Source organism: Acinetobacter sp. ANC 5045 (assembly GCF_004331005.1).
GTDB lineage: Bacteria > Pseudomonadota > Gammaproteobacteria > Pseudomonadales > Moraxellaceae > Acinetobacter > Acinetobacter towneri.
In genome coordinates, this window is the sequence record NZ_SJNS01000005.1 from 24,045 (window position 1) to 45,884 (window position 21,840).

The 21,840-nt window shown below is 41.2% G+C and carries 16 protein-coding genes and 1 tRNA gene; 4 read left to right on the top strand and 13 right to left on the bottom strand.

Annotated features, from left to right (window positions below; genetic code table 11):
• Nucleotides 1–12 precede the first annotated feature (12 nt).
• The 8 genes from E0H79_RS05870 to efp all read right to left on the bottom strand — a co-directional run bounded on the left by E0H79_RS05870 (nucleotide 13) and on the right by efp (nucleotide 8,933).
• On the bottom strand, nucleotides 13–1,053 hold the full coding sequence (locus E0H79_RS05870) for a tyrosine-type recombinase/integrase (RefSeq protein WP_131261136.1): 1,041 nt from the start codon (nucleotides 1,051–1,053) through the stop codon (nucleotides 13–15).
• Nucleotides 1,054–1,198: 145 nt separating this feature from the next.
• Nucleotides 1,199–1,275 (bottom strand) — tRNA-Val (locus E0H79_RS05875).
• Between the two features lie 32 nt (nucleotides 1,276–1,307).
• Nucleotides 1,308–3,335 (bottom strand): transglutaminaseTgpA domain-containing protein, encoded by a 2,028-nt coding sequence (locus E0H79_RS05880; RefSeq protein WP_131261137.1) that lies wholly within the window; start codon nucleotides 3,333–3,335, stop codon nucleotides 1,308–1,310.
• A 5-nt stretch (nucleotides 3,336–3,340) separates the two neighbouring features.
• A complete protein-coding gene (locus E0H79_RS05885; RefSeq protein ID WP_131261138.1) occupies nucleotides 3,341–4,249 on the bottom strand; it encodes a DUF58 domain-containing protein in 909 nt (302 codons plus the stop codon).
• A 7-nt stretch (nucleotides 4,250–4,256) separates the two neighbouring features.
• On the bottom strand, nucleotides 4,257–5,183 hold the full coding sequence (locus tag E0H79_RS05890) for an AAA family ATPase (protein ID WP_131261187.1): 927 nt from the start codon (nucleotides 5,181–5,183) through the stop codon (nucleotides 4,257–4,259).
• Between the two features lie 187 nt (nucleotides 5,184–5,370).
• A complete protein-coding gene (locus E0H79_RS05895; protein WP_019837636.1) occupies nucleotides 5,371–5,676 on the bottom strand; it encodes a YbdD/YjiX family protein in 306 nt (101 codons plus the stop codon).
• A 10-nt stretch (nucleotides 5,677–5,686) separates the two neighbouring features.
• Complete coding sequence (locus E0H79_RS05900) at nucleotides 5,687–7,786, bottom strand: carbon starvation CstA family protein (RefSeq protein ID WP_131261139.1); 2,100 nt, start codon at nucleotides 7,784–7,786, stop codon at nucleotides 5,687–5,689.
• 577 nt (nucleotides 7,787–8,363) lie between these two features.
• Entirely contained in the window at nucleotides 8,364–8,933 is a 570-nt protein-coding gene (gene efp / locus E0H79_RS05905; RefSeq protein WP_004971615.1) for an elongation factor P, read from the bottom strand.
• A gap of 312 nt (nucleotides 8,934–9,245) precedes the next feature.
• Between efp and epmB the strand changes: the two genes are divergently transcribed.
• From epmB to E0H79_RS05920, 3 genes are read left to right on the top strand one after another with little or no spacing between them, the layout of a single operon-like run.
• Nucleotides 9,246–10,262 (top strand): EF-P beta-lysylation protein EpmB, encoded by a 1,017-nt coding sequence (gene epmB / locus E0H79_RS05910; RefSeq protein WP_131261140.1) that lies wholly within the window; start codon nucleotides 9,246–9,248, stop codon nucleotides 10,260–10,262.
• A 14-nt stretch (nucleotides 10,263–10,276) separates the two neighbouring features.
• Nucleotides 10,277–12,022, top strand: a complete 1,746-nt coding sequence (locus E0H79_RS05915) for a hypothetical protein (RefSeq protein ID WP_004971620.1) — start codon at nucleotides 10,277–10,279, stop codon at nucleotides 12,020–12,022.
• The gene (locus tag E0H79_RS05920) at nucleotides 12,004–14,127 is read left to right on the top strand and encodes an EAL domain-containing protein (RefSeq protein ID WP_131261141.1); all 2,124 of its coding nucleotides are present in this window, start codon (nucleotides 12,004–12,006) and stop codon (nucleotides 14,125–14,127) included. The genes E0H79_RS05915 and E0H79_RS05920 overlap by 19 nt, the downstream gene beginning before the upstream one ends.
• Before the next feature lie 86 nt (nucleotides 14,128–14,213).
• Here the strand turns inward: E0H79_RS05920 and rpmE are convergent, their stop codons facing one another.
• The 4 genes from rpmE to E0H79_RS05940 all read right to left on the bottom strand — a co-directional run bounded on the left by rpmE (nucleotide 14,214) and on the right by E0H79_RS05940 (nucleotide 18,432).
• Nucleotides 14,214–14,438, bottom strand: a complete 225-nt coding sequence (rpmE, locus tag E0H79_RS05925; protein WP_004971624.1) for a 50S ribosomal protein L31 — start codon at nucleotides 14,436–14,438, stop codon at nucleotides 14,214–14,216.
• Between the two features lie 203 nt (nucleotides 14,439–14,641).
• Entirely contained in the window at nucleotides 14,642–15,640 is a 999-nt protein-coding gene (locus E0H79_RS05930; RefSeq protein WP_171062555.1) for a bile acid:sodium symporter family protein, read from the bottom strand.
• 190 nt (nucleotides 15,641–15,830) lie between these two features.
• Complete coding sequence (gloA, locus tag E0H79_RS05935) at nucleotides 15,831–16,232, bottom strand: lactoylglutathione lyase (RefSeq protein WP_213064880.1); 402 nt, start codon at nucleotides 16,230–16,232, stop codon at nucleotides 15,831–15,833.
• A 1-nt stretch (nucleotide 16,233) separates the two neighbouring features.
• Nucleotides 16,234–18,432: an AmpG family muropeptide MFS transporter gene (locus E0H79_RS05940; protein WP_096901072.1), complete on the bottom strand. Its 2,199-nt coding sequence runs from the start codon at nucleotides 18,430–18,432 to the stop codon at nucleotides 16,234–16,236.
• A gap of 194 nt (nucleotides 18,433–18,626) precedes the next feature.
• On the opposite strand from E0H79_RS05940, the gene E0H79_RS05945 reads away from it, so the two are divergent.
• Complete coding sequence (locus tag E0H79_RS05945; protein WP_131261142.1) at nucleotides 18,627–21,320, top strand: Lon protease family protein; 2,694 nt, start codon at nucleotides 18,627–18,629, stop codon at nucleotides 21,318–21,320.
• Nucleotides 21,321–21,443: 123 nt separating this feature from the next.
• On the opposite strand, the gene grxD is transcribed toward E0H79_RS05945, so the two are convergent.
• Nucleotides 21,444–21,785: a Grx4 family monothiol glutaredoxin gene (gene grxD / locus E0H79_RS05950; protein WP_019837647.1), complete on the bottom strand. Its 342-nt coding sequence runs from the start codon at nucleotides 21,783–21,785 to the stop codon at nucleotides 21,444–21,446.
• Nucleotides 21,786–21,840: the final 55 nt, after the last annotated feature.

Sequence of the window (21,840 nt, forward strand, 5' to 3'; positions counted from 1 at the left end):
ATGCCCGCTTAATCAAGCGGGCTTATTTTTCTCTATAGACTTAAATGCCTCAACCAAATCTTTAGCATCTGGGTTGTAGTATGTATTTACCAAAACCTCAATTTTTTTGTGGCCAGTGATTTTAGCTAGGACTTCAACGGGCAACTTTCTAATGCGTACCATGCGAGTGATCGCTTCATGCCGTGTATCGTGAAAATGCAGATTATTTAATCCTGCCTCTGCCTTGCGTTTCTCCCACATCAAACGAAAAGCATTTTCTGACTGAGGAATAATGCGACGGCCGTCGTGTTGGATTAATTTAAGCAGCTCAAGTGCTTCAGCGGATAACGGGACATTCCGCGAATCACCGTTTTTGGTTTTCGGCAAGTGAACGTATTCATCATAAATATCTTTTTTTTCCATGCCTAAAATTTCCCCACGTCGCATTGCGGTCTCCAGGGCAAATAAAAACCCCCAAGCGACATAGTGCTGTGGCAGTACTGGGACCATCCCTATTTCATAATTGAGTGCGTTAAGCATGATCTCAATTTCTGATGGATGAATTCGACGTGCACGTGCTTTTGGTTTTTTAGGCTTGGTGATTTGCATCCAAGGATTTTCATCTAAAAGAAAAAGCTCTTTTTGCGCATAAGTGAACATGGCACTGTAATGTGATATTTCTTTTAGAACCGTATTTTCACCAACCTGATTGAGTCGATTGTTGCGCCAAATTGTTAAATCTTTGGGTTTGATGTCGTAAATTGATTTCTGAGCCAGCGAACCGAATCTTATCTCAAAGTTTTTATACTGACCTTTGATCCAAGCCAAGGATGATTTAGATTTATTCCATTGACCGACATCTTGAAAATATTTATCGTTTAAATCGCGAAACGTGTATTTTGGCTTAAGCTCGCCTGCCTCAATTTTTTCTTGTGTTTTTAGCTCAAGTAACTTAAGTGCAGCCCAGTGCTCACACTCAGCTGCAGTGTCACGGGTGCAATAATATCTTTTATTTTGATGCGAGATTGTAATTGTGTACGTCTCGCCCCTTTTTCTAGGTTTTGGTAATTTCATCTTGTCGCAGACTTGTCGCAGATTTGTCGTAAATACTGCCATTTTTTGCCAATTTTGCCAAGTTCGCCAAAATTAAACAGCGACAAAACCCCATAAAAAAAGACCTATAAGCAGTTGATTTGCTTATAAGTCTTTGTTTTGTATATGGTAGGCATATCCAGACTCGAACTGGAGACCTCTACGATGTCAACGTAGCGCTCTAACCAACTGAGCTATACGCCTAAAGTGCTTCGCATCATATTCAGTTTTGATTTTTAAGACAAGTCCTTTCTGTGTTTTTTCAACACATCCGAGCAAGTTTTAAGCAAATCAAAAAACACCTGCTCTGAAACACGGTCATGTTCAGGCGCATAAGAATATTGTTGATAGCACACGCCTAAACGCTTAAATGCCTCTTGTTCATTTGCATCTACCTGCGCTGCTAAACGCTGCATCCACACACTCACTGTTTCTGCATCCTGTTTTTGCAACTGAGCGGGCAATCTTTTAGAAAATTTGTCTAAGGCACGATTTATGCGAGAACCTTGCTGACGTTTTTTCCAAAAAATCCAGCCAAAATACCCTGCTAAGATCATGAGAATACTTGAAACCAACACCGCTGCCAAAGCATAGTTTGAGTGCAGCCCTAAGCGTCCAAACCAGTGACGCTGTGACTCGGCATCATAACCCACGACCTTGCTTTGCCATTGATAACTTGCATAATCACTCCACACCCGTAAAGAACGAATAAAATTAGAATGTTGGTATTGCCACATTTGTGTGTCAGCACCCAAAACGGCCCGATCATCTGCCATTAGGTTTTGCATACCATCATCTATACGTTGAGGTGCAATGATGGCTGTCGGGTCTATGCGTACCCATTGTTGATTGAGCAACACTTCTGTCCAAGCATGTGCATCTTGCTGTCGTACTTCCCAGCTTTGTCCATCGGGTGCAAGTTCCCCACCCTGATAGCCCACGACTACACGCGCTGGAATCCCGACATAACGCATCAATAAGGCAAAACTTGAGGCATAATGTTCACAAAAACCTTGCTTACTCTGAAACAAGAATTCATCGACTCGGTTTTGTCCGAGCATTCCAGGTTTTAAGGTATAACTAAAGCCATTATTGCGATACCACTGCAATACATTCTGCACGTAGCGTTCAGGTTGTTGCTGACTTTGAGCAAACATCTGCAGGGCAAATTGCTGAGCTTTTGGGTCAGATTGCGTCTGTACCTGAACATTTAAACGCTGGCTAAAGCGTCGATAACGCTCGTTCTGTGCATCATCCCCTTGAATACGTGCGGATTCCCCAACCCACTGCAAAGCAATCGGTTGAATCCGACCATTTTGACGCTGTGGCACCATACTCCAATCACGGCGTAATACATAACCGTGTTGATTCGGTACAGATTTTTCCAGCGCCATAATCCACTGTGCACGTGGGTCTGCTGCAATATATTGATACTGAAAATCGACTTGCTCTGGCTGTAATTGTGCTGCCTGAACGGGTTGTTGATTGCTAAAATTGCTTGTCCATGTGCGACCATCATATTGATCAAGTACCATCGCCCGCCAATATAGTTTTGAACGTGGCGGCAGTTGCTGCATATTCCCCACAATACGAAATGCCAAAGCAGAAGATTGTGATAATTCGGCAATATCGCCCGGTGACATCGTGTCACTAATACCTGTCACGCCTTTGGCATCAGGAATAGGTACATGCCACAATGGCGGTAAACGTGGAAAGAATAAAAACAATAATAAAAAGAATGGCAAAGCGTATGCGATAAACTTGGCGACATTTTTAAGGTCATGCTTTGCATCTTGCCTGCTCGAATGACGCGACGCATAATCTGAAAATGCACTTTTTTGAATCCGATATAACCCAATTAAACAACTGATTAAACATAGAATGACCAACACGGTCATCCACATGCTCTGGCTGTATAAAAATGAACTGGCGCTCACAAAAAGCGCAAAATTAAATAAAATAATCAGGTCGCGCTGAGTATGACTTTCTAAAGCTTTGGCAAACAAAAAGGTGCTTAATAAGGCAACCCCTGCCTCTACACCAATCAGGCTTTTATAACTCAAATAAATGCTGGCTAAGGCACAACAGGTCAATCCATAAGTCCAAACTTTAGAAATACGCGCTGTCTTGTTTTTATAGTGAAGATACAACAGCAACAACATGAGTCCGAAAATGACACTCAATGCCACAGGGCTAAACAGCATGTGAGCAGCCAAAATTACGATCAGGCTAAGCAGAATAGATTGCTGAATCGAATTGTGCATGATCATCAAGCCTGTGCCAAAAGAATTTTTGCCTGTTTCAACTGCCGCTCGCCTACGCCTTTTTCAAGGGTCGCATGCGGCAAAAACATCGCATAATTCAACTGTTGTTGTTCACATTGTTCAACTAAGCCCATCATCAAACTTAGTATTTCTTCGTGGGTCGGTGCAGGCATGTGTTCATAGTGAATGTCGATACTCTGTTGATCCTGATATTGTTCAAAAACTTTGACATATAAGCCTTGCCCTCGTGCCGCTTGCTTCCACGACACAGCTTGCAAAGAATCGCCCAATTGAAAATCACGCAGCTCACGAAACTCGTCTAAATCAGGTTGAAAGCTGTGTTGATGCTGTTTATTCTCTGCGCTATACATGGCGGCTTTGGGCGCAACCCACGCGGTACGTGTCAAATTCAAATAAGTCCACGCACGTACCAAGCCAAAAGGATAAACCGAATAAATGTGTAAATGAGGGAAATTAAACTGCCCACGTTGCTCCGCAAAAAATGTCAATACATACTGCTGCTGGGTGTCTTGAATAAGAACCTTTTCTAATTGATGATTGGCTTTAATCCATAAATAACGTGCCTGCGCGACCTCTTGTTTGAAATGCAATTGTAATTGCAATACTTCGCCCACTTGCCCAACTTCAGTAGTCACAATTTCTATCTCTAATTCATGCAACTGCTTAAAGGTCAAATAAAAGCTGATACATAAAATGGCGCTGATCAAAAAGCAAAAGCCTAAAATCAGGTTATTGCCATAATTCACACCTGCAATAAACGTGATTAAAATCAGCACTAAATACAGATAACCCTGTTGGTAAATAAAAACCAAAATATCTTTTTGTTTTAAGGTTTTGTGTCGATCAAACTTAAAACGTGTCTTGATCCAGTTTTGCCATGCCTGCTTAAACATGCGTGTACTAACTCACTTTAACCTGTTGCATCACATGCAAAGTTTCTGCCTCACTCAATCCAATACGATGTGCGGCAACTGCCACAAATACCGCTTGAATATCATCGGCAGTGACAAAACTGCGTTGCTCAATTAAGGCATGTGCTTGCGCTGCTTTTTTAAGTGCCAAAACACCACGGGTAGATAATCCGTGACGCGCTTTACGGGTTTCTGCGGCTAAGTCGAGTAAGTAGTCTAGCGCGGTATCTGACACATAAATTTCTGTGACCAATTGCTGTAAATTTAAAATTTCTGTTTCAGTAAAAATATGGGCCAAACTGGCAATCAGCGCATGTCTGGAGTTTTGTTGCAACAGCATTTTTTCAGCAAAACGCGATGGATAACCCAAAGACAGACGCATTAAAAAACGATCAAGCTGTGATTCTGGCAGCGCATAAGTACCACTTTGAAACAGTGGATTTTGTGTGGCAATCACCCAAAAAGGTTGCGGCAAGCTATAACGCACACCATCCACCGTAACCGCGCCTTCTTCCATCGCTTCCAACAAGGCACTTTGGGTTTTAGGCGAACAACGGTTAATTTCATCTGCCAATAAAATTTGGGTAAAAATAGGGCCTTGCTTAAACTCAAATTGATGTTCTTTTTGATTAAACATATTCACGCCAATCACATCACTGGCCAGCATGTCATTGGTAAACTGAATACGCTGAAATTGCAGACCCGCCAAGTGCGATAAGGCACTCGATAAAGTCGTTTTACCTAATCCGGGTAAATCTTCAAAAAGCACATGCCCGCCCGCCAACAAACAACTTAACGCCAATTTGGTCTGCTGTTCTTTATCTAAAATAATGGTATTAATTTCAGTCAAAAAAGCCTGAATTTTTCCAGCATAAGATTCAATCTGTGCATTGAGCTGTTGCTGCGCTTGCGTCAGTTGTTGTTTTTGAACTTTTTCTGTACCCCAAATCACAGTAAATCCCCTTATCCCGAAAAAAACGGCGCATGTTTAAACATACACCGTTTTTCTAAATTTCCAAAGAAATCCTAAAGATATTCTAAGCTGCCTAAACACTGAGGGTTAAGCAGCCCATATCTCTATACATTTCCATCCTGATGCGGGATTAACACGGACACTTTTTCAAACCACCTTTTGCCGATGGATAACGCGCATCGACACAGTAACGATAAAAAGTCTTCGCATCCATGGCTTCTAAATCTGGATGATGCTTACGCATGTGTTCCAAATAGTTCTGATAATCGGGTACACCAACCATTAAACGAAAACTTTGTTGCAAACGCTGCCATAAAGTAGCGATACGCGACCAGTTTTTCGGATTCAGAATCAAATCCTTTTGCGACATGATGGTCATTTTAATGATGTTGTAAATCACCGTTTTACCTTGTTGGGCAAATTTAAGCTTAATCATGTGCTCACTCCTAATGACCGCTATTCGGCTGAATCGTTTCAGGATCGCGATAAATCGCTTCGGCTTCATGTACGGTTGGCGTTGGATTTGCCAATGCACGACGAATCACCCCAATGGCAGCGAACAACATCACAAATGCCACAATCATAAAGAAACCACATAACACGGCATTAATTTGATTGGACATCACAATGGTTTGCATTTCAGTCACTGTTTTAGCAGGTGCTAAAATTTCATTACGTTGAATTGCTGCACTGAAACGATCCGCTTGCGCCAAGAAACCAATTTTTGGATTGTCATGGAAAATCTTTTGCCAGCCTGCGGTCATTGAAGTAATGAACAAGAAAACCGTTGGGATAATCGTCACCCAAACATATTTTTCTTTTTTCATTTTAAACAGAATCACTGTACCTAAAATGAGTGCCATCGCTGCCAAAATTTGGTTACCAATACCAAACAGTGGCCATAAGCTGTTAATACCGCCTAAAGGATCGACCACGCCTTGGTAGACGAAGAAGCCCCAACCAGCCACCGCAACTGCTGTGCCAAGCAAGTTACCAAAGAAGTTATGTGAATTTTTCACTGCAGGAATAACAATACCTACAGTATCTTGCACCATAAAACGGCAAGCACGTGTGCCTGCATCTACTGCAGTTAAAATAAATAAGGCTTCAAATAAAATGGCAAAGTGATACCAGAATGCCATCATCGAGCGGTTATTAAAAATCTCGGTGATGATATGTGCCATACCAATTGCAAACGTTGGCGCACCACCCGTACGTGACAGAATCGAGCTTTCACCGACTTCTTTTGCCAAAATGGTTAAAGCCTCAGGAGTCACTACAAAGCCTAAATTTCGTACCGCTTCTGCTGCACTTTCCACCGTTGTACCTAAAACTGCAGTGGGTGCATTAATGGCAAAGTACACGCCTGGGTCTAGCACCGTGGCACAAATCATTGCCATGATTGCCACGAAAGACTCCATCAACATGCCGCCATAACCAATCATCCGAATGTCTTTTTCGTTATTGACTAGTTTTGGCGTCGTACCTGAAGACACTAAGGCGTGGAAACCTGAAATCGCACCGCAGGCAATGGTAATAAATAAGAATGGGAACAATGAACCCGCAAATACTGGCCCTGTACCATCAATAAAATGGGTCACCGCAGGCATCTTCATTTCAGGCATTGCAAACACAATCCCGACAGCCAAACCCGCAATAACACCAATTTTTAAGAACGTCGATAAATAATCACGTGGCGCCAATAACAACCACACTGGCAAAACTGAAGCAATAAAACCGTAGGCAATTAAACACCACGTTAATTCTGTGCCACTTAAAGTAAATAAAGGCCCCCAGAATGGATGCTGTGCAACATTTTCACCATAAATAATACCCATCATCATCAGGACAAAACCAATAATGGAAACCTCAGCAATTTTCCCCGGGCGAATAAAACGCATATAAATGCCCATGAAAATCGCAATTGGGATGGTGGCTGCAATACTAAATACGCCCCACGGACTATTGGTTAAAGCTTTCACGACAACCAAAGCGAGTACGGCAAGAATAATCACCATCACGCCCAGCGCACCCAGCATGACAATCACACCAGCAAATGAACCCAACTCTTGTTTTGCCATTTCTCCCAAAGAACGCCCATCACGACGTGTAGAAATAAACAAAACCAAAAAGTCTTGGACTGCACCTGCCAACACCACCCCGACTAAAAGCCAGATCGTGCCAGGTAAATAACCCATTTGTGCTGCAAGAATAGGCCCAACTAAAGGGCCTGCACCTGCAATCGCGGCAAAGTGGTGACCAAATAACACACTTTTATTGGTGGGCACATAATCTAAACCGTCAGCCAAACGATGTGCGGGCGTTAAGCGTCGCTCATTTAACTCAAATACTTTGGTGGCAATAAATAAACTGTAGAAGCGGTATGCAATGCTATAGACACAGACCGCAGCTAAAACTAACCAGACTGCATTGACGTGTTCGCCTCTACTGACTGCCAATATCCCAAAAGATACTGCACCCAATATAGCGACCAAAAGCCATATAATTTTTGAAGTCAGACCTGACTTCGGTTGAACTGTTTCCATGTCAATCTCTCTTCTTGTTACATTTTTTAAGCGTTACTTTTATTGTCGAGATTTAGGGGCTGTAGACACTTCGTCTATGTTTGCGACTACGCATATTTTTTAACTGATATAAGGCATGAGGCAGGAAATTTAGTCATTCTAAATGACTGACTCATAACGAAATAGCAGCAAAAAAATATGCTTGTCCTTCGCTGCGCCTTGCACTGCAAACAAAGCAGTGCTTGTTTTTGCTAAGGCTGTGGCTAAAACTTTCTCAGATTGCGTTATGAAACTTGGCAATAGTCTCGCTATTCCCTGCGTTTCATGCCTGATCTGCTCAGTTTTAGCCTACAGCGCAAGCCATTTATGAAATGTCTACAGACCCTTGCTTTAATTCCTAAATCCTTGGTTGATCCTACTCCTTTTATTTTGATGTCTGCTGCCCTTACATCCATAGTGTGCGCTACCGTACACTTAAATGGAGCACCAACAGTTTCCTATACTTTTCACCTATTCTTTTACCACATAATCAAATCAACAAAAAAGGGGGATGACGCGAATCATCCCCCTCTTTTACTTATGATTTATCAATAAATCATTATGCGCGTTCTAGGTATTCACCTGTACGTGTATCTACACGAACGCTTTCTTCTTGCTGTACGAATAAAGGAACACGTACCACTGCACCTGTTTCTAATTTCGCTGGTTTACCGCCACCACCAGAAGTATCGCCACGTACACCCGGATCAGTTTCGACAATTTTTAATACCACGAAGTTTGGTGCGTTTACAGTTAAAGGCACACCGTTAAACAACATAATGGTACATTTTTCGTTTGAATCATCTTTTAACCATTTTGCAGCATCGCCCATTGCGGTTTTGTCAGCAGCAATTTGCTCAAAAGATACAGGATCCATGAAGTTCCACATTTCGCCATCGTTGTAGAGGTATTCCATTTCTACTTCTACAATGTCAGCTGCTTCTAGTGAATCACCAGACTTAAATGTTTTTTCTAAAACTTTACCAGAACGAAGGTTACGAAGTTTTACGCGGTTAAACGCTTGACCTTTACCTGGCTTTACATATTCATTTTCCATGATTGAACATGGGTTACCATCAAGCATAACCTTAAGGCCTGACTTGAAATCATTCGTAGAATAATAGGCCATGACTGGCACACTCCAAACTGACTAACTTAACTATTTATGTTACAAAGCAAATGACCAACGCAGCTTTGCGATGCTCGCCATCTTGCAACATCTTTTTTCATCGGACGTATTGTAAATGAGCAAGCCATAACGAAGCAATGAAAATCCACTACCGATCACCTCAAGATATCGGTAAAATCAGCTGTTTTGTAATGATTCTGATTCAAAGCGATTAATCATTCGCGGCATTCACGCTCAATGAACAAAGAATTCATCTACGCTAAATAGATGTGTACTTGGTTCCTTTCACCTCATATTTAAATCTTTTCTGGCATGATCAACTACCTGTACCAAGAACAAAACTGGCAATCTCAACTCAGTGACTTGATCACCGACCCACGCGAATTGTTAAATATTTTAGAGCTGTCTGAACAGCAGTTGCTGTCAGGTGCTTTACTGGCATCCAATCAGTTTAAATTGCGTATCCCGCGTGCATTTGTGGCCAAAATGCAAAAAGGCAATCCACTCGATCCTTTACTGTTACAGGTTCTGCCGCATCATTTAGAACTGGAAGATCATCCTGGATTTGTGACCGACCCTTTGGGTGAGGAACAAGCCAATCAACAATCTGGAGTCTTACACAAATATAAATCACGCTTTTTGCTGACCTTGACTGGTGCTTGCGCAGTACATTGTCGTTATTGTTTCCGCAGGCACTTTCCTTATCAGGAAAATCTGCCAAAAACTGAAGACTGGGACAATATCCGTAATTACATTGAAAGTCAGCCCGATATTAATGAAGTGATTTTAAGTGGTGGCGACCCGCTCACTTTGTCAAATCGTAAATTAAATATCTGGATTGAGCGATTGGCGTCTATTCCGCAAATAAAATTTTTGAGAATTCATTCACGAGTTCCGATTGTTATTCCCAACCGTGTCGATGAATCGCTGATTTCCTTACTAAAAAATAGTAGGCTGCGTATTATTCTAGTGGTACACTCGAACCACGCATCAGAATTAGATGACTTTACCTGTTCGCAACTTGCCAAGTTAGTCGAACAAAACATCACCGTTCTGAATCAAGCAGTCTTATTAAATGGGGTCAATAATTCTGCTCAGGTCTTGGTCGATTTAAGCTATCGTCTTTTTGATGCAGGGGTGATGCCTTACTATTTACACGTGTTAGATAAAGTAAAAGGAGCGCATCATTTTGATTTAATGCCGCAAGACATTGATCACATCTATAAAGAGCTTTTAGCGAACTTACCCGGCTATTTAGTTCCTAAACTCGTTAGGGAAATTGCGGGCGAAAAAAACAAGACACCGCTTTTTGGGGTTTCAACTTATTGAGTTAAATAACAATCATGAATATGAATACTTCAGATCTTTTTCTAGTTCCCAGCGAACTAAAGCTGGAGCAATTGAGTTTTTGTCAAAATACGGTTAAAAGCATTCAGGCATGGGCAGCGGATTTATCCATTTTACAATTGGGTGATTCTTCCCAAGCTCTATTTAATGCACTTTTAGAAATTTCAGAACTGAAATGTCAGGAAACATTACGTTTTGACTTAATTCAAGCTATTCATCCGACACTTGAAAATGTGCTTACCAGTCTGGAAAAGCATTTTTTCAACCAGGCTTTGATTAGTAATGACCGCAACGATCATATTATTGAACTCGCGCTGTTATTACGCAGTCATTTCGCCAAAGTCTATATTAATATTTCCCGACGTAGCCACCAACAACTCACCCAACAAAAATTTTCTTTATTTGCCTTTAATTTAAAAAAGAACTTACAAACTGCACGAGTTCTATCTAGCTATTATGCTTTACAACAATTAGCTCTACTGCGCTATCAACAACACATGCTTTATAGCCACGCCTTGCCAAATCAGTGGTTAATTGCACACCAACTTTTAGATACAGCCATTCAACAACATTATTATTTAAATAATATTAATCAGTTACAAGGCACACAACATCAACTGATTAATATTGCTCAAGCCTATGCACAGCTGATTTTATTGGAAATTTTCAATACCCATCAAATTCGACCTGCAGAAATTCAAGGCTTATATCTCTGTAGCTTTGATTGGGCAAAACTGATTCAAGTTTTACCCAAAGAAACGACGCTTTCACGTTATGTGGTCGATGCAAGCAAAGATCATCCACCTATTTACAATACGCACCAAAGCCAAGGTTTTCATGCCAATATTTTTATTGCAACTCAACCCCTACTCGATCATTTAAATGAAGTTCAAGGTCGTAAAGGTGAACATTTATCACGCAATGAAAAGCTATTCTTAACCCCTGCTTTGCATTTCCATTTGCACAATATTTTGACCAATACAGCAGAACGTGTGCATGAGCGTTATGAATATTCGGCACGGATTAAAATTTGCTTTGGTTTGACTGTGGCACATTTTTATCTGTCTAATGGTAAAAACTTCAATGAAACGCTGGCTTTGGGCGATAACTACCAATTCCAGAATGAAAGCCAGTTTATCAATGCCATGCATACCAACTCTACGGTAGATATTAGCGCTGTTAAAACCTTAGACCGTGAAGCCAAACAAATTTACAATGCCGATGTTTTAGATATTAGTGTCAACGGCTATCGTATTAAATGGACGGGTGAAACACCGAAAAACCTTAAAACAGGTGAATTTATTCTGGTTCAGGAAAATAGCCAAAGTCCGTGGCGTGGTGGTGTCATTCGCTGGATTAAACAATCTGCTGAAAAAAGCTTAGAACTTGGCTTGGAAATTTTAACCCAAGATATTTACCCTTGTGCTGTTTTTGTTAAAACAGATCGGCATACAGGACATTATCATCCAGCATTATTGGTACAAAGTACGCAGGTCAATGAAGTCAATACCTCATTGATTTTGCCAAGTCTGCAATTATTACGTGACAAACAAACCGTACAGCTACGTTTAGGTGAAGAAGAACTAAAAGTGTTCTTAATTAAGCCGTTATTGATTACCCAAAGCTTTATGCGCTTTGATTTTGAGTTGTTGAATGACCAACAACAGCCTTTACTTGATGGTTTTATTCAGAAACAAGTGAATGAAGTTAAAAATCACGATTTATGGGAAGCATTAAAGTGAGAAATCCATTATTGTCTAAAAAGCTCAAACGTACCGAAACACGTTTACTCATAATCGATGACAACCAAATACGTTTTAATCAAATTTGTGAACAACTCACTGCAAATGAGCACCGTGTTCAGGCTTATCTATTAGATGACATTAAAAACTTTGAAAAACAATTACATTTAACTTGGGATTTGGTGATCTTTGGTCGTGCTTATGACCTAAAAGTCGATCAGGCACTCACTTTAATTCGTGCATCACAGCAACCAAATTTACCGCTACTTTTGCTCAAACCAGACGATTACGATGCCACGCAATACACCAGTTATGTGCGCAAAGGCATCTATGACATTATCAATTTAGATTACCCCGAACGCTTCTATTTTGGCTTAATTCGCGCACTGTCTTTTAGTCGCTTACAGCAGTCACAAGAACAACTTATGACTGAACTGGAAAATGCGCAATCACAAGCTCAGGCGTTGGTCGAAGACAGTAGCAAAGCAGTAGCCATTATTCAGGAAGGAATTCATGCACAAGCCAATGCTGAATATTTACAGCTATTTGGTTTAAAAAGTGAAGATGACCTTATTGGCTTGCCATTATTGGATTTATTGCAACCGCAAGATATTACAGATTTTAAATTCCGCTTTAAGAAAGTCAGTCAAGGACAATTTGAACATGGCCGTTTTGATATTCATAGCCAAAACCCGCTATTAGCAAAACAAAACCCGCTCAAAATTGAATTTGTTGGAGCAGCTGACGACGCCATACAAATCACCATAGATATTGAAAATACGGCGCAAAATACATCCCCTGCTCAAACGACAGCAGACAAAGCAGCGGCAAAACCAAGCACATACCAATTGGTAAATCGCACTTTAGCCAAACAGCCTTCTAGTGCCAATGCTTTGGTGGTGTTTTCTTTGGCGAACTGTCCTGAATCAATTTTCCAAGCCGACTGGCAAACCACAAAAAATTACTTTACCAACATTCAAAATTTTTTAAAAGAACAGACCAATGTACCATTATTTAATGTGAGTAATGGTTTAGTGGTTGGTTTGTTCCAAGCAGAATCGCCTGCAATTTTAGAATCGAAACTGATTGGCTTAAATTCACTCACGAAACCGCAATTACTTACGGTAGATCAACATACTTACCCACTTAATTTGCGTATTGGTTATGTGCCATTCACTCCAGACATTCAAAATGAAAGCAGTTTTGAGCAACTGATTAGCCAAGGTTTTGCCAACGCATTACCACAACAGCAAGAACAACATAACTCAGGTTTAACCTTAGACTTGTCCTTTGGTGAATCTAACTTAAATGTAATTGAATCTGCTGCAGCTGTACCACAATCGTATAGTGAATCTGCGATTATTGCAGCGATACGTCAAAGTCTTGATCGTGGTGAAATTCATCTGAAGTATCAACAACTTTATGATAAGCAAGACACCAATTTATATACCTATGAAGTAACTAGTGGCTTTATTTTCAATAGTGAATGGAAATCACTGACAGGCTTAATAGATTTGGCTGAAGACCCAGAATTATCCATTAAACTGGATCGTTGGATTTTGGTCGAAGCTTGTAAACAATTGCACAACTTCATCACCCAATATCCTGAAGCGAAGCTGATTATCAATTTAAACAAATTTGTTTTATTACAAGACCGCAGCTTCCCTGAGTTTGTGTCTAAACTGATAACGATTATTGGTAGCCGCCTCAGCCATCCATTAATTTTGCAATTCTCTGAAGAAGACATCAGCCAAAACTTAGGTGATGCGCAGAAACAAATCAGTTTATTACGTCAGCACGGCGCTGAAATTTCTCTGCGTGATTTTGGTCATTCGATTTATAGTGAATCTATCTTGAAACAAGTCGATATTCACTACTTGACCTTGCACAGTGCACTGACTGAAAAACTGGCTGCTGATGACTCGACGCAAGAATTACAGGAAAAATTGAGCATTTATAGTGAAATTAAACCTGTAGAAGTGTTATTGCGTGACTTAAATGATATGAACCTGTTTGCGAATGCGTGGAATGTCGATGCGCGCTTTATTCAGGGTGATTATTTCCAGAAAAAACTCGATCATTTAATTGATGTGCAAGACCAATAAGGTCTTGTGCATTAGGGTCTATTTGTAGACCCTAAAATTTAAGGCACAAAAAAACGGGCAATTGCCCGTTTTTTTCGTACTGGATATTAACGTTTGATAGAACGTGACATACCAGCAAAACGTTGTTTGAACTTGTCGATACGACCGCCAGTGTCAACGTTCTTTTGCTTACCAGTGTAGAACGGGTGGCATGCAGAACATACGTCAAGATAAAGAGTTTCTTTACCAACTGCTGAACGAGTTTCGATTACGTTACCGCAAGAACAAGTTGCAACTAATTTTTCATATTTTGGGTGAATATCGGCGCGCATCGTCGATTACTCCTAAGATTTAAGAAGGCTTAAGCTGTCATCGCAATTGGTCACTCTCATTAAAAAAATGAGGACATGCTTTAAAAGCAGACCAACACCACAACAGACCATTCTTTTGGCCCACCGAGACGGATACCGTCAGAGCTAAGCACAACAAGTTGGGCAATATTATACGGAATAAAATATTTTAAAGCTAATTATTCTTAGGAATTTAATTCCTGAGGTTCAGTCGAATCGGGCTGCTTTTCGAGATAATTGGCTATCACACCGCACACCATCAACTGAATTTGATGGAAAATCATGATCGGTAAAACAATCATCCCCAACGGCTGCCCAATAAATAAAATTTGCGCCATCGGTACACCACTGGCTAAGGTTTTTTTGGAGCTACAAAAAAATGCGGCAATTTGGTCTTCACGTGCAAAACCCAACCATTGCGGCACAACCCACGCCAACCACATCACAAGGGTCAATAACACGGAACAAGCAATAATCAACAGCAATAAAGTCATACCACTAACTTGATGCCACAATCCTGCTACCACTGCCCCACTAAATGCACCATAAACCACCATCAAAATCGAACCCTGATCAAATACCTTGACCAGCTTTGGTAATTTCAACATCTGAGGAAAAACATAAGGACGTAATAACTGCCCCAAAATAAATGGCACCAATAACAATAAAGTAATTTGAATAATCGAATTTGTCGGGTCAAAACCGTGTTCAGACTGCCCTAAAATAAAGATGCCTACTAAAACTGGGGTAATAAACATCCCAATTAAATTAGAGAATGACGCACTGCAGACTGCGCTGGCAACATTGCCTTTTGCCACTGACGTAAAGGCAATTGAAGATTGCACGGTTGAAGGCAAAAAGCACATGAACAAAAAGCCCCAATACAGCTCCTGCCCGAGCATTGGCACTAGAATTGGCTTTGCCAGCAAACCTAAAATTGGGAATAACGCAAAGGTAAAAGTAAATACCAACGCATGCAATTTCCAATGCATCATGCCCTGAATGACAGCTTCACGTGATAATTTCGCCCCATGCAAAAAGAATAAGATTGCAATGGCAACTGTCGTAATCACACTAAAAACTTCGGCTGCTTGCCCTGACACAGGCACGACACTGGCGAGGATGACCATCACAAACAAAAGAATGGTAAAGCGATCCAATGCCAATAACTTCAACATAAACACATCCTGTATATTCTTTTACTGTTGCAAAAAAGCCCAGCAATTTTTACCTTTCGATAAAGGTATATTACTGAGCAATATTCAAAAAGCGAGCATTTTCAGGCGATGTTCAATATTTTCAAAATGAATACTGAACAACATTCAGTTTATTGCGCCATAAAGGTTTGGTTTTTACTGCTTCACTGATGAAGACTTAGTTATTACGTGCGTTCTGATCTTGCTGAATCAATTCAACTTTATAACCATCTGGGTCTTCAACAAAAGCAATGACAGTCACGCCACCTTTCATTGGCCCTGCTTCACGTACCACATTGCCACCACGCGCTTTAATTTCTTCACATGCTTTGTAGGCATCTTCTACCGCAATTGCGATATGACCATAGCCATTGCCCAAATCATAGCTGTCTGTATCCCAGTTATGCGTCAACTCTAAAACGGTGTGATTTTCTTCATCGCCATAGCCTACAAAAGCAAGGGTAAAACGACCTTCTTCATAATCACGCTTACGCAGCAAAGTCATGCCTAAAACTTCTGTATAAAATTTTAATGATTGCTCTAAATTACCTACACGTAACATGGTATGCAGCATGCGCATGTCATTCATCCTTTTGTTCAATCGGTTTTGCTTGTATGTGTTGATGGTCACGTAACAATTTCGCCACCCACACCACTAAAATTAAAATAGGGATTCCAATTAATGTGGTCATGAGGAAAAAGTTTGGATAACCAATATTGGTCACTATAGTACCTGAATAACCACCTAAAATCTTAGGAGTCAAGGTCATGAGTGAGCTAAAAATTGCATATTGCACAGCAGTAAATGACACACTGGTTAAACTGGATAAAAATGCGATAAAAGCCGCGCCCGCTAAACCTGAAGCCAAGTTATCGACAATAATCGCAAAATATAACCATGCTGTGCTATATGGCTTAATCACCTTGCCCTGAATTTCAACCATATTGTTTGAAGATGATTGAACGATCGGCAAAGGTTGTATATCTACATCCAAGGCATTGCCTTCATGTGTGTTTAAATCGACCTGATAGGTTTGGCTGTGTTGTTGTACAGTTTGCTGTCCATTTAATAATACAGCTTGCAGTTGTTTACTTGGTGAGTCTGCCAAAAGCTGCCCTGCAATCGCTGCCGTAAAAATTCCTTGTGCATCTAGTTTTGCATCAAAATTTTGACCATCTAGCTGCAGTACAATTTTTTGCTGTTCGGTTAAGGCAGGCCCTGCATATTGCCCACGTACGACAATACTGTTGCTGGCTTCATTTTCGCTAATACGATTATCCGAAGTCAGTGGTAAAAACTGGAGTTGTGCAGTTTCAATCTCAGTTTGGTGCAAATACGGCATCGACACTAAACGTGACGGCGTATCGCCCGTTTGGTATTGCGCACGTACCTGAATTTCATCCTGTGTTGCTAAAACCTGACTAGGCACAGCCACTTTCCAATATCCAACTTCATCGGCCTGGGTTTGATATTGTTGCTGCCCCACAGAAACTTGCACATCGCTCAGTTGCTGTCCTGACTTCACCAGACCAATAAAAATAAGATTGGTGGATGATGCCAACACCGCGCCAACAAACATTAATTTCATAATGTTCATACGCTGTGCCAGTAAACCGCCCAAGAAGCCACCCACTAAACTGAAAATGACCCCATAAACCTTAACCGCTTCGGCAATTTGTTCTTTGCTAAAGTTCAAATCCTGATAGAACACATTGGAAATTACACCTGCAATAATGTCTGAAACTCGATAAAAACCAATCAAGAGTAATAACACCAGTGCCAGTTTCATGCCGTAGCGTTTAAAGAAATCTGCAACAGGATGCACCCATGTTTCAAATGCCATCTGTTTATTGACTGCGCCCAATTTGACCAAAATTGTGCCCATGCCTACAGCAGCCGCACCCGATGCAATAAAACGTAAAGCTTCTATAGAAAATAATAAAAATGCATCTTTGAGTTGGAATTGTTGTTTTAAGGCTTCGGTAAAATTACCCGAAAAGACGTAGCACAATACAAAACTGAATACCGCAACAAAAAACACTGTCACCAGACGAAAATAGTCGCGTCGTTGATAATGCTTGCTGACCCGATTCACTTGCGGCTCACGAATCACCAAAGTCGTGATAATGCCAATCAGCATCACCGCAGCCATCGCCAAATAGGTAATTTTCCATGCACTATAAATATAGTTGCCTTTGGCTGTACCTAACGAGGCTGCCAAAAATAAAGCACCTGCCCCTGCGACAATCATCCCAATGCGATAGCCCGCGTTATAGGTCGATGCCAACACGGTTTGCATTTGAGTTTCAGCCAGTTCGATACGGTAAGCATCAATCACAATATCTTGCGTGGCTGCAGAAAAGCCCAGTAATACTGCACCCAATGCCATTTGATATAAATGCGCCTGTCCCAAAGCTGGGTCAGAAAATGCCATCACCGCAATTGCACAAACAATTAAACATTGGGCGATGAGCAGCCATGCCCGACGTCGCCCCAGTTTTTTGGTTAAATAGGGTACGGGTAATTCATCAATTAATGGTGCCCAGACAAATTTAAAGGAATAACCCAAGGCAGCCCAACTAAAGAAAGTGACCGCACTTTTGTCAATGCCTGCTTCGCCCAACCACAAAGATAGACTGGAAAAAATCAGTAAAATTGGAATACCTGCAGAGAAGCCCAAAAACAGCATAATCAGCGCACGACGGTCTAAAAATGCCGTAAATGCAGCTTTCCACCCTGTATTTTGTGCTGAAGTTTGCCCAGTCTGTTGTGTGGTCATTCGATTATTATTTTCTATCAAGTCAAATTGTTGTTATTCAATCGCGGAATAGCTTCTGTTTCAACAGTATTTATGAAATTATCCACAACAGCCTTGTCATTTTGTAGTAAAAATTACGGCTTAGCTTGAATTTTCCGCTTAAACCTGTATACCTTTAAACTTCTAACTGCAATATTTCGTTTTGGATTTCTACAGTGACCCAAAGACTTGATCAAATCACCCCATCAATGACAACCAACACAACAACAGCAGCGCAAGATGAACAACAACCGCTTCTCAGCTCTGCCTTTGAACAAAGCGAAATACAAACGACTTTAGAAAATACACGACTCAAAGCAACACAACTAACCCATATTCCAAATTACGATAACATTCCCGCTTCGACCCGACGCATTAAACCGCTGAATAATTTTTTAGGACAAGATCGGGCACGCGCTTCGGTGGAAGCAGGTATTTCCCTGCCATATTCTGGCTACAATATTTTTGCAGTGGGTACGGCGGGATTGGGCAAACGTACCATGGTCAAGCGTTTGCTGCAGCAACATGCCAAGAGCATGCCCACACCGAATGACTGGGTTTATGTCAATAATTTCAAACACCCGCGCCAACCGATTGCCTTGCAACTGCCTGCAGGTCAAGCGCCTAAATTTCAAAGTTTGTTACATCAAACTTGGCAAACTATTTTAAAGCAACTCGAACGTCGCTTTACCGCAGAAACCTATCACAACCGCATTGAAATGATTCGTCAGCAAGCGGGTGATGAACAGCAACAAGCCTTAATTGAGCTGACCAGTGAAGGTGAAGAACTCGATTTAAAACTGATTGCGCAGGAAGATGAACATTGCTTTGTACCCGTGCATCTGAAAAATGACAAAATGCAGGAAATGTCTAAGGAAGATATTAACGCCTTGGACAGCAAAACCCGTGCAGAAATTGCGTCCAATATTCGTTATATGAATAAAAAACTGGAGCGTTTGGGTTTGCATTTAGGCGATTTAGAAGATGACGCACGTGACAAAGTACAAGACCTGAACCGTGATATTGCCAAACAAGTGGTAATGCCACGCATTGATATTATTCAAAATAAATATCCTAGTGTCGAAGGTTTGACTGAATATTTACAATACTATGCCGAAGATATTATTAATAATGTCGAGTTTGTTTTAGAACAGGAAGAAGATGATTTCCGTCCTGGCACCTTTAGCCGTATTCCTGCGCGCTACCAAGCCAATATTATTGTGACGCACAAACCCAACAGCGGTGTACCTGTTATTTTTGAAGATTTTCCAACCCATTACAATTTATTGGGGCATGTAGAACAACTCACGCAAAACGGCACCATTACCACTGACTTTACCTTAATTCGTGCAGGCAGCTTACATAAAGCCAATGGCGGCTTTTTAATGCTCGAAGCAGAGCAATTACTGGAACAGCCTTATGCATGGCAAGGACTGAAACGTGCTCTAAAATCGGGGCAATTAAAACTTTCATCTTTGGAGCACATGCTGACGCTAACAGGCAGCATTTCCATTGAACCACAAGCCATTCCACTAAATATTAAAGTGATTTTACTGGCAGAGCCTGAAATTTATTATGAAATTTTAGAGCTAGAACCCGAACTTGGCAGCGTGTTTAAAATCCGTGCCGACTTTACCGATACATTACAACGTAATGACGAAAACGAGCAGGCATATATGCAGCTGATTGCCGACTATGTGCAATCTGACAAATTATTGCCGTTTGACCGTTCTGCTTTGGCGGCTTTACTGACTGACTCAAGCCGTCAAGCTGAAGATCAAAGCTCACTCTCCTTACATGCCCTCACCTTGGGGGATTTAATTCGTGAATCGCATCACCATGCGGCACAGGCGGGCGATAAAACGGTTTCCGAACAGCATATCAATACCGCACTGGATCATCGCAAATATCGCTTAGGCTATTTAAGAGAACTGTACTGGCAAGATTTATCACGCGGTACGCAGTTAATAGAAACTCGCGGACATCGTTTAGGGCAAATTAATGCCCTGTCGGTCATTCACTATGCCGATGTCGAGTTTGGCTTACCTTCGCGCTTAACCGCCTCAGTCTATCAAGGCGGCGGCGATATTTTAGATATTGAACGCAGTGTTGAACTTGGCGGTTCTTTACATGCCAAAGGCGTGTTGTTGATGGCCAGTTTCCTCAAAGCACATTTTGGCCGTGAGCAAATTTTACATTTTTCTGCTGCCCTTGCCTTTGAGCAAAGTTATGGTCAGGTTGATGGTGACAGTGCAACAGTGGCAGAGCTTTCTGCTTTGATTTCTGCAATCAGCCAACTACCTATTGACCAATCTTGGGCCATTACAGGCTCCATGAACCAACTTGGTCAAGTACAGCCAATTGGTGGCGTGAATGCAAAAATTGAAGGTTTCTTTGATGCCTGCAAACTGCAAGGTTTAACTGGCAAGCAAGGCGTGATTATTCCACGTCAAAATATGCAGCACCTTATGTTGCGTAAAGATGTGATTGAAGCGGTAGAACAAGGTCAGTTCCACATTCACGCCATTGATACCATTGACCAAGCCTTAGAAATTTTAATGGCGCGTCCTGTGGGTAAACTCACTAAAAAAGGACGTTACAGTAAAGGTTCAATTTACGCTGCAGTGATGGAACAACTTGAGTATTGGCAAGCCATTGAAGATGGTGCTGAAATTGAAGAAGAGCCAAAGAAAAAGAAAAAGTCCAAGAAAGAAAAGGACAAAAAAGACCCAGAGAAAAAGGACAAAGCGCAAAAAGCCAAGAAAAAACAGAAATCGGCTGAACCATCTGATGCGGCAACTTCTGATGAAGTCACTGCTGAGTCGGCTGAAACTGCTGAACTTGCAACTGAAAGTACTGCGGTAAACTAAGTGCAGTGATTCAAATCAGCTATTCAAGTGAATTCCAGATATAAAAAAAGCGCCAAGGCGCTTTTTTTATATCAACTTTTTTGTATGGATGACTTTGGTCTAGTGTGACCCAAGTCCAATACTTTAAGCTTCAGGTGCTGGGCTGTATTGCTCAACTAAAGGCTTTAACTCACCTTTCTGGAACATATCCAACATAATATCGCTACCACCAATCAACTCACCGTTAATCCACAATTGTGGGAAAGTTGGCCAGTTGGCAATTTTTGGCAAAGTGGTACGAATATCCTGATTTTCTAAAATATTCACATAAGCAAAAGGACGACCAATTTGACTGAGTGCTTCTACTGCGCGCGCAGAAAAACCGCATTGTGGAAATTGTGGTGTGCCTTTCATGTAAAGAAGAACAGCATGTTTAGCAATTTGTTCACGAATTAACGCTTCGGTATCGCGTACTTGTTCAGTCATTGGTAAATCCTCAACTCATCTGTGTGGCATTATACCCAAAACCGAGCAAAACAGT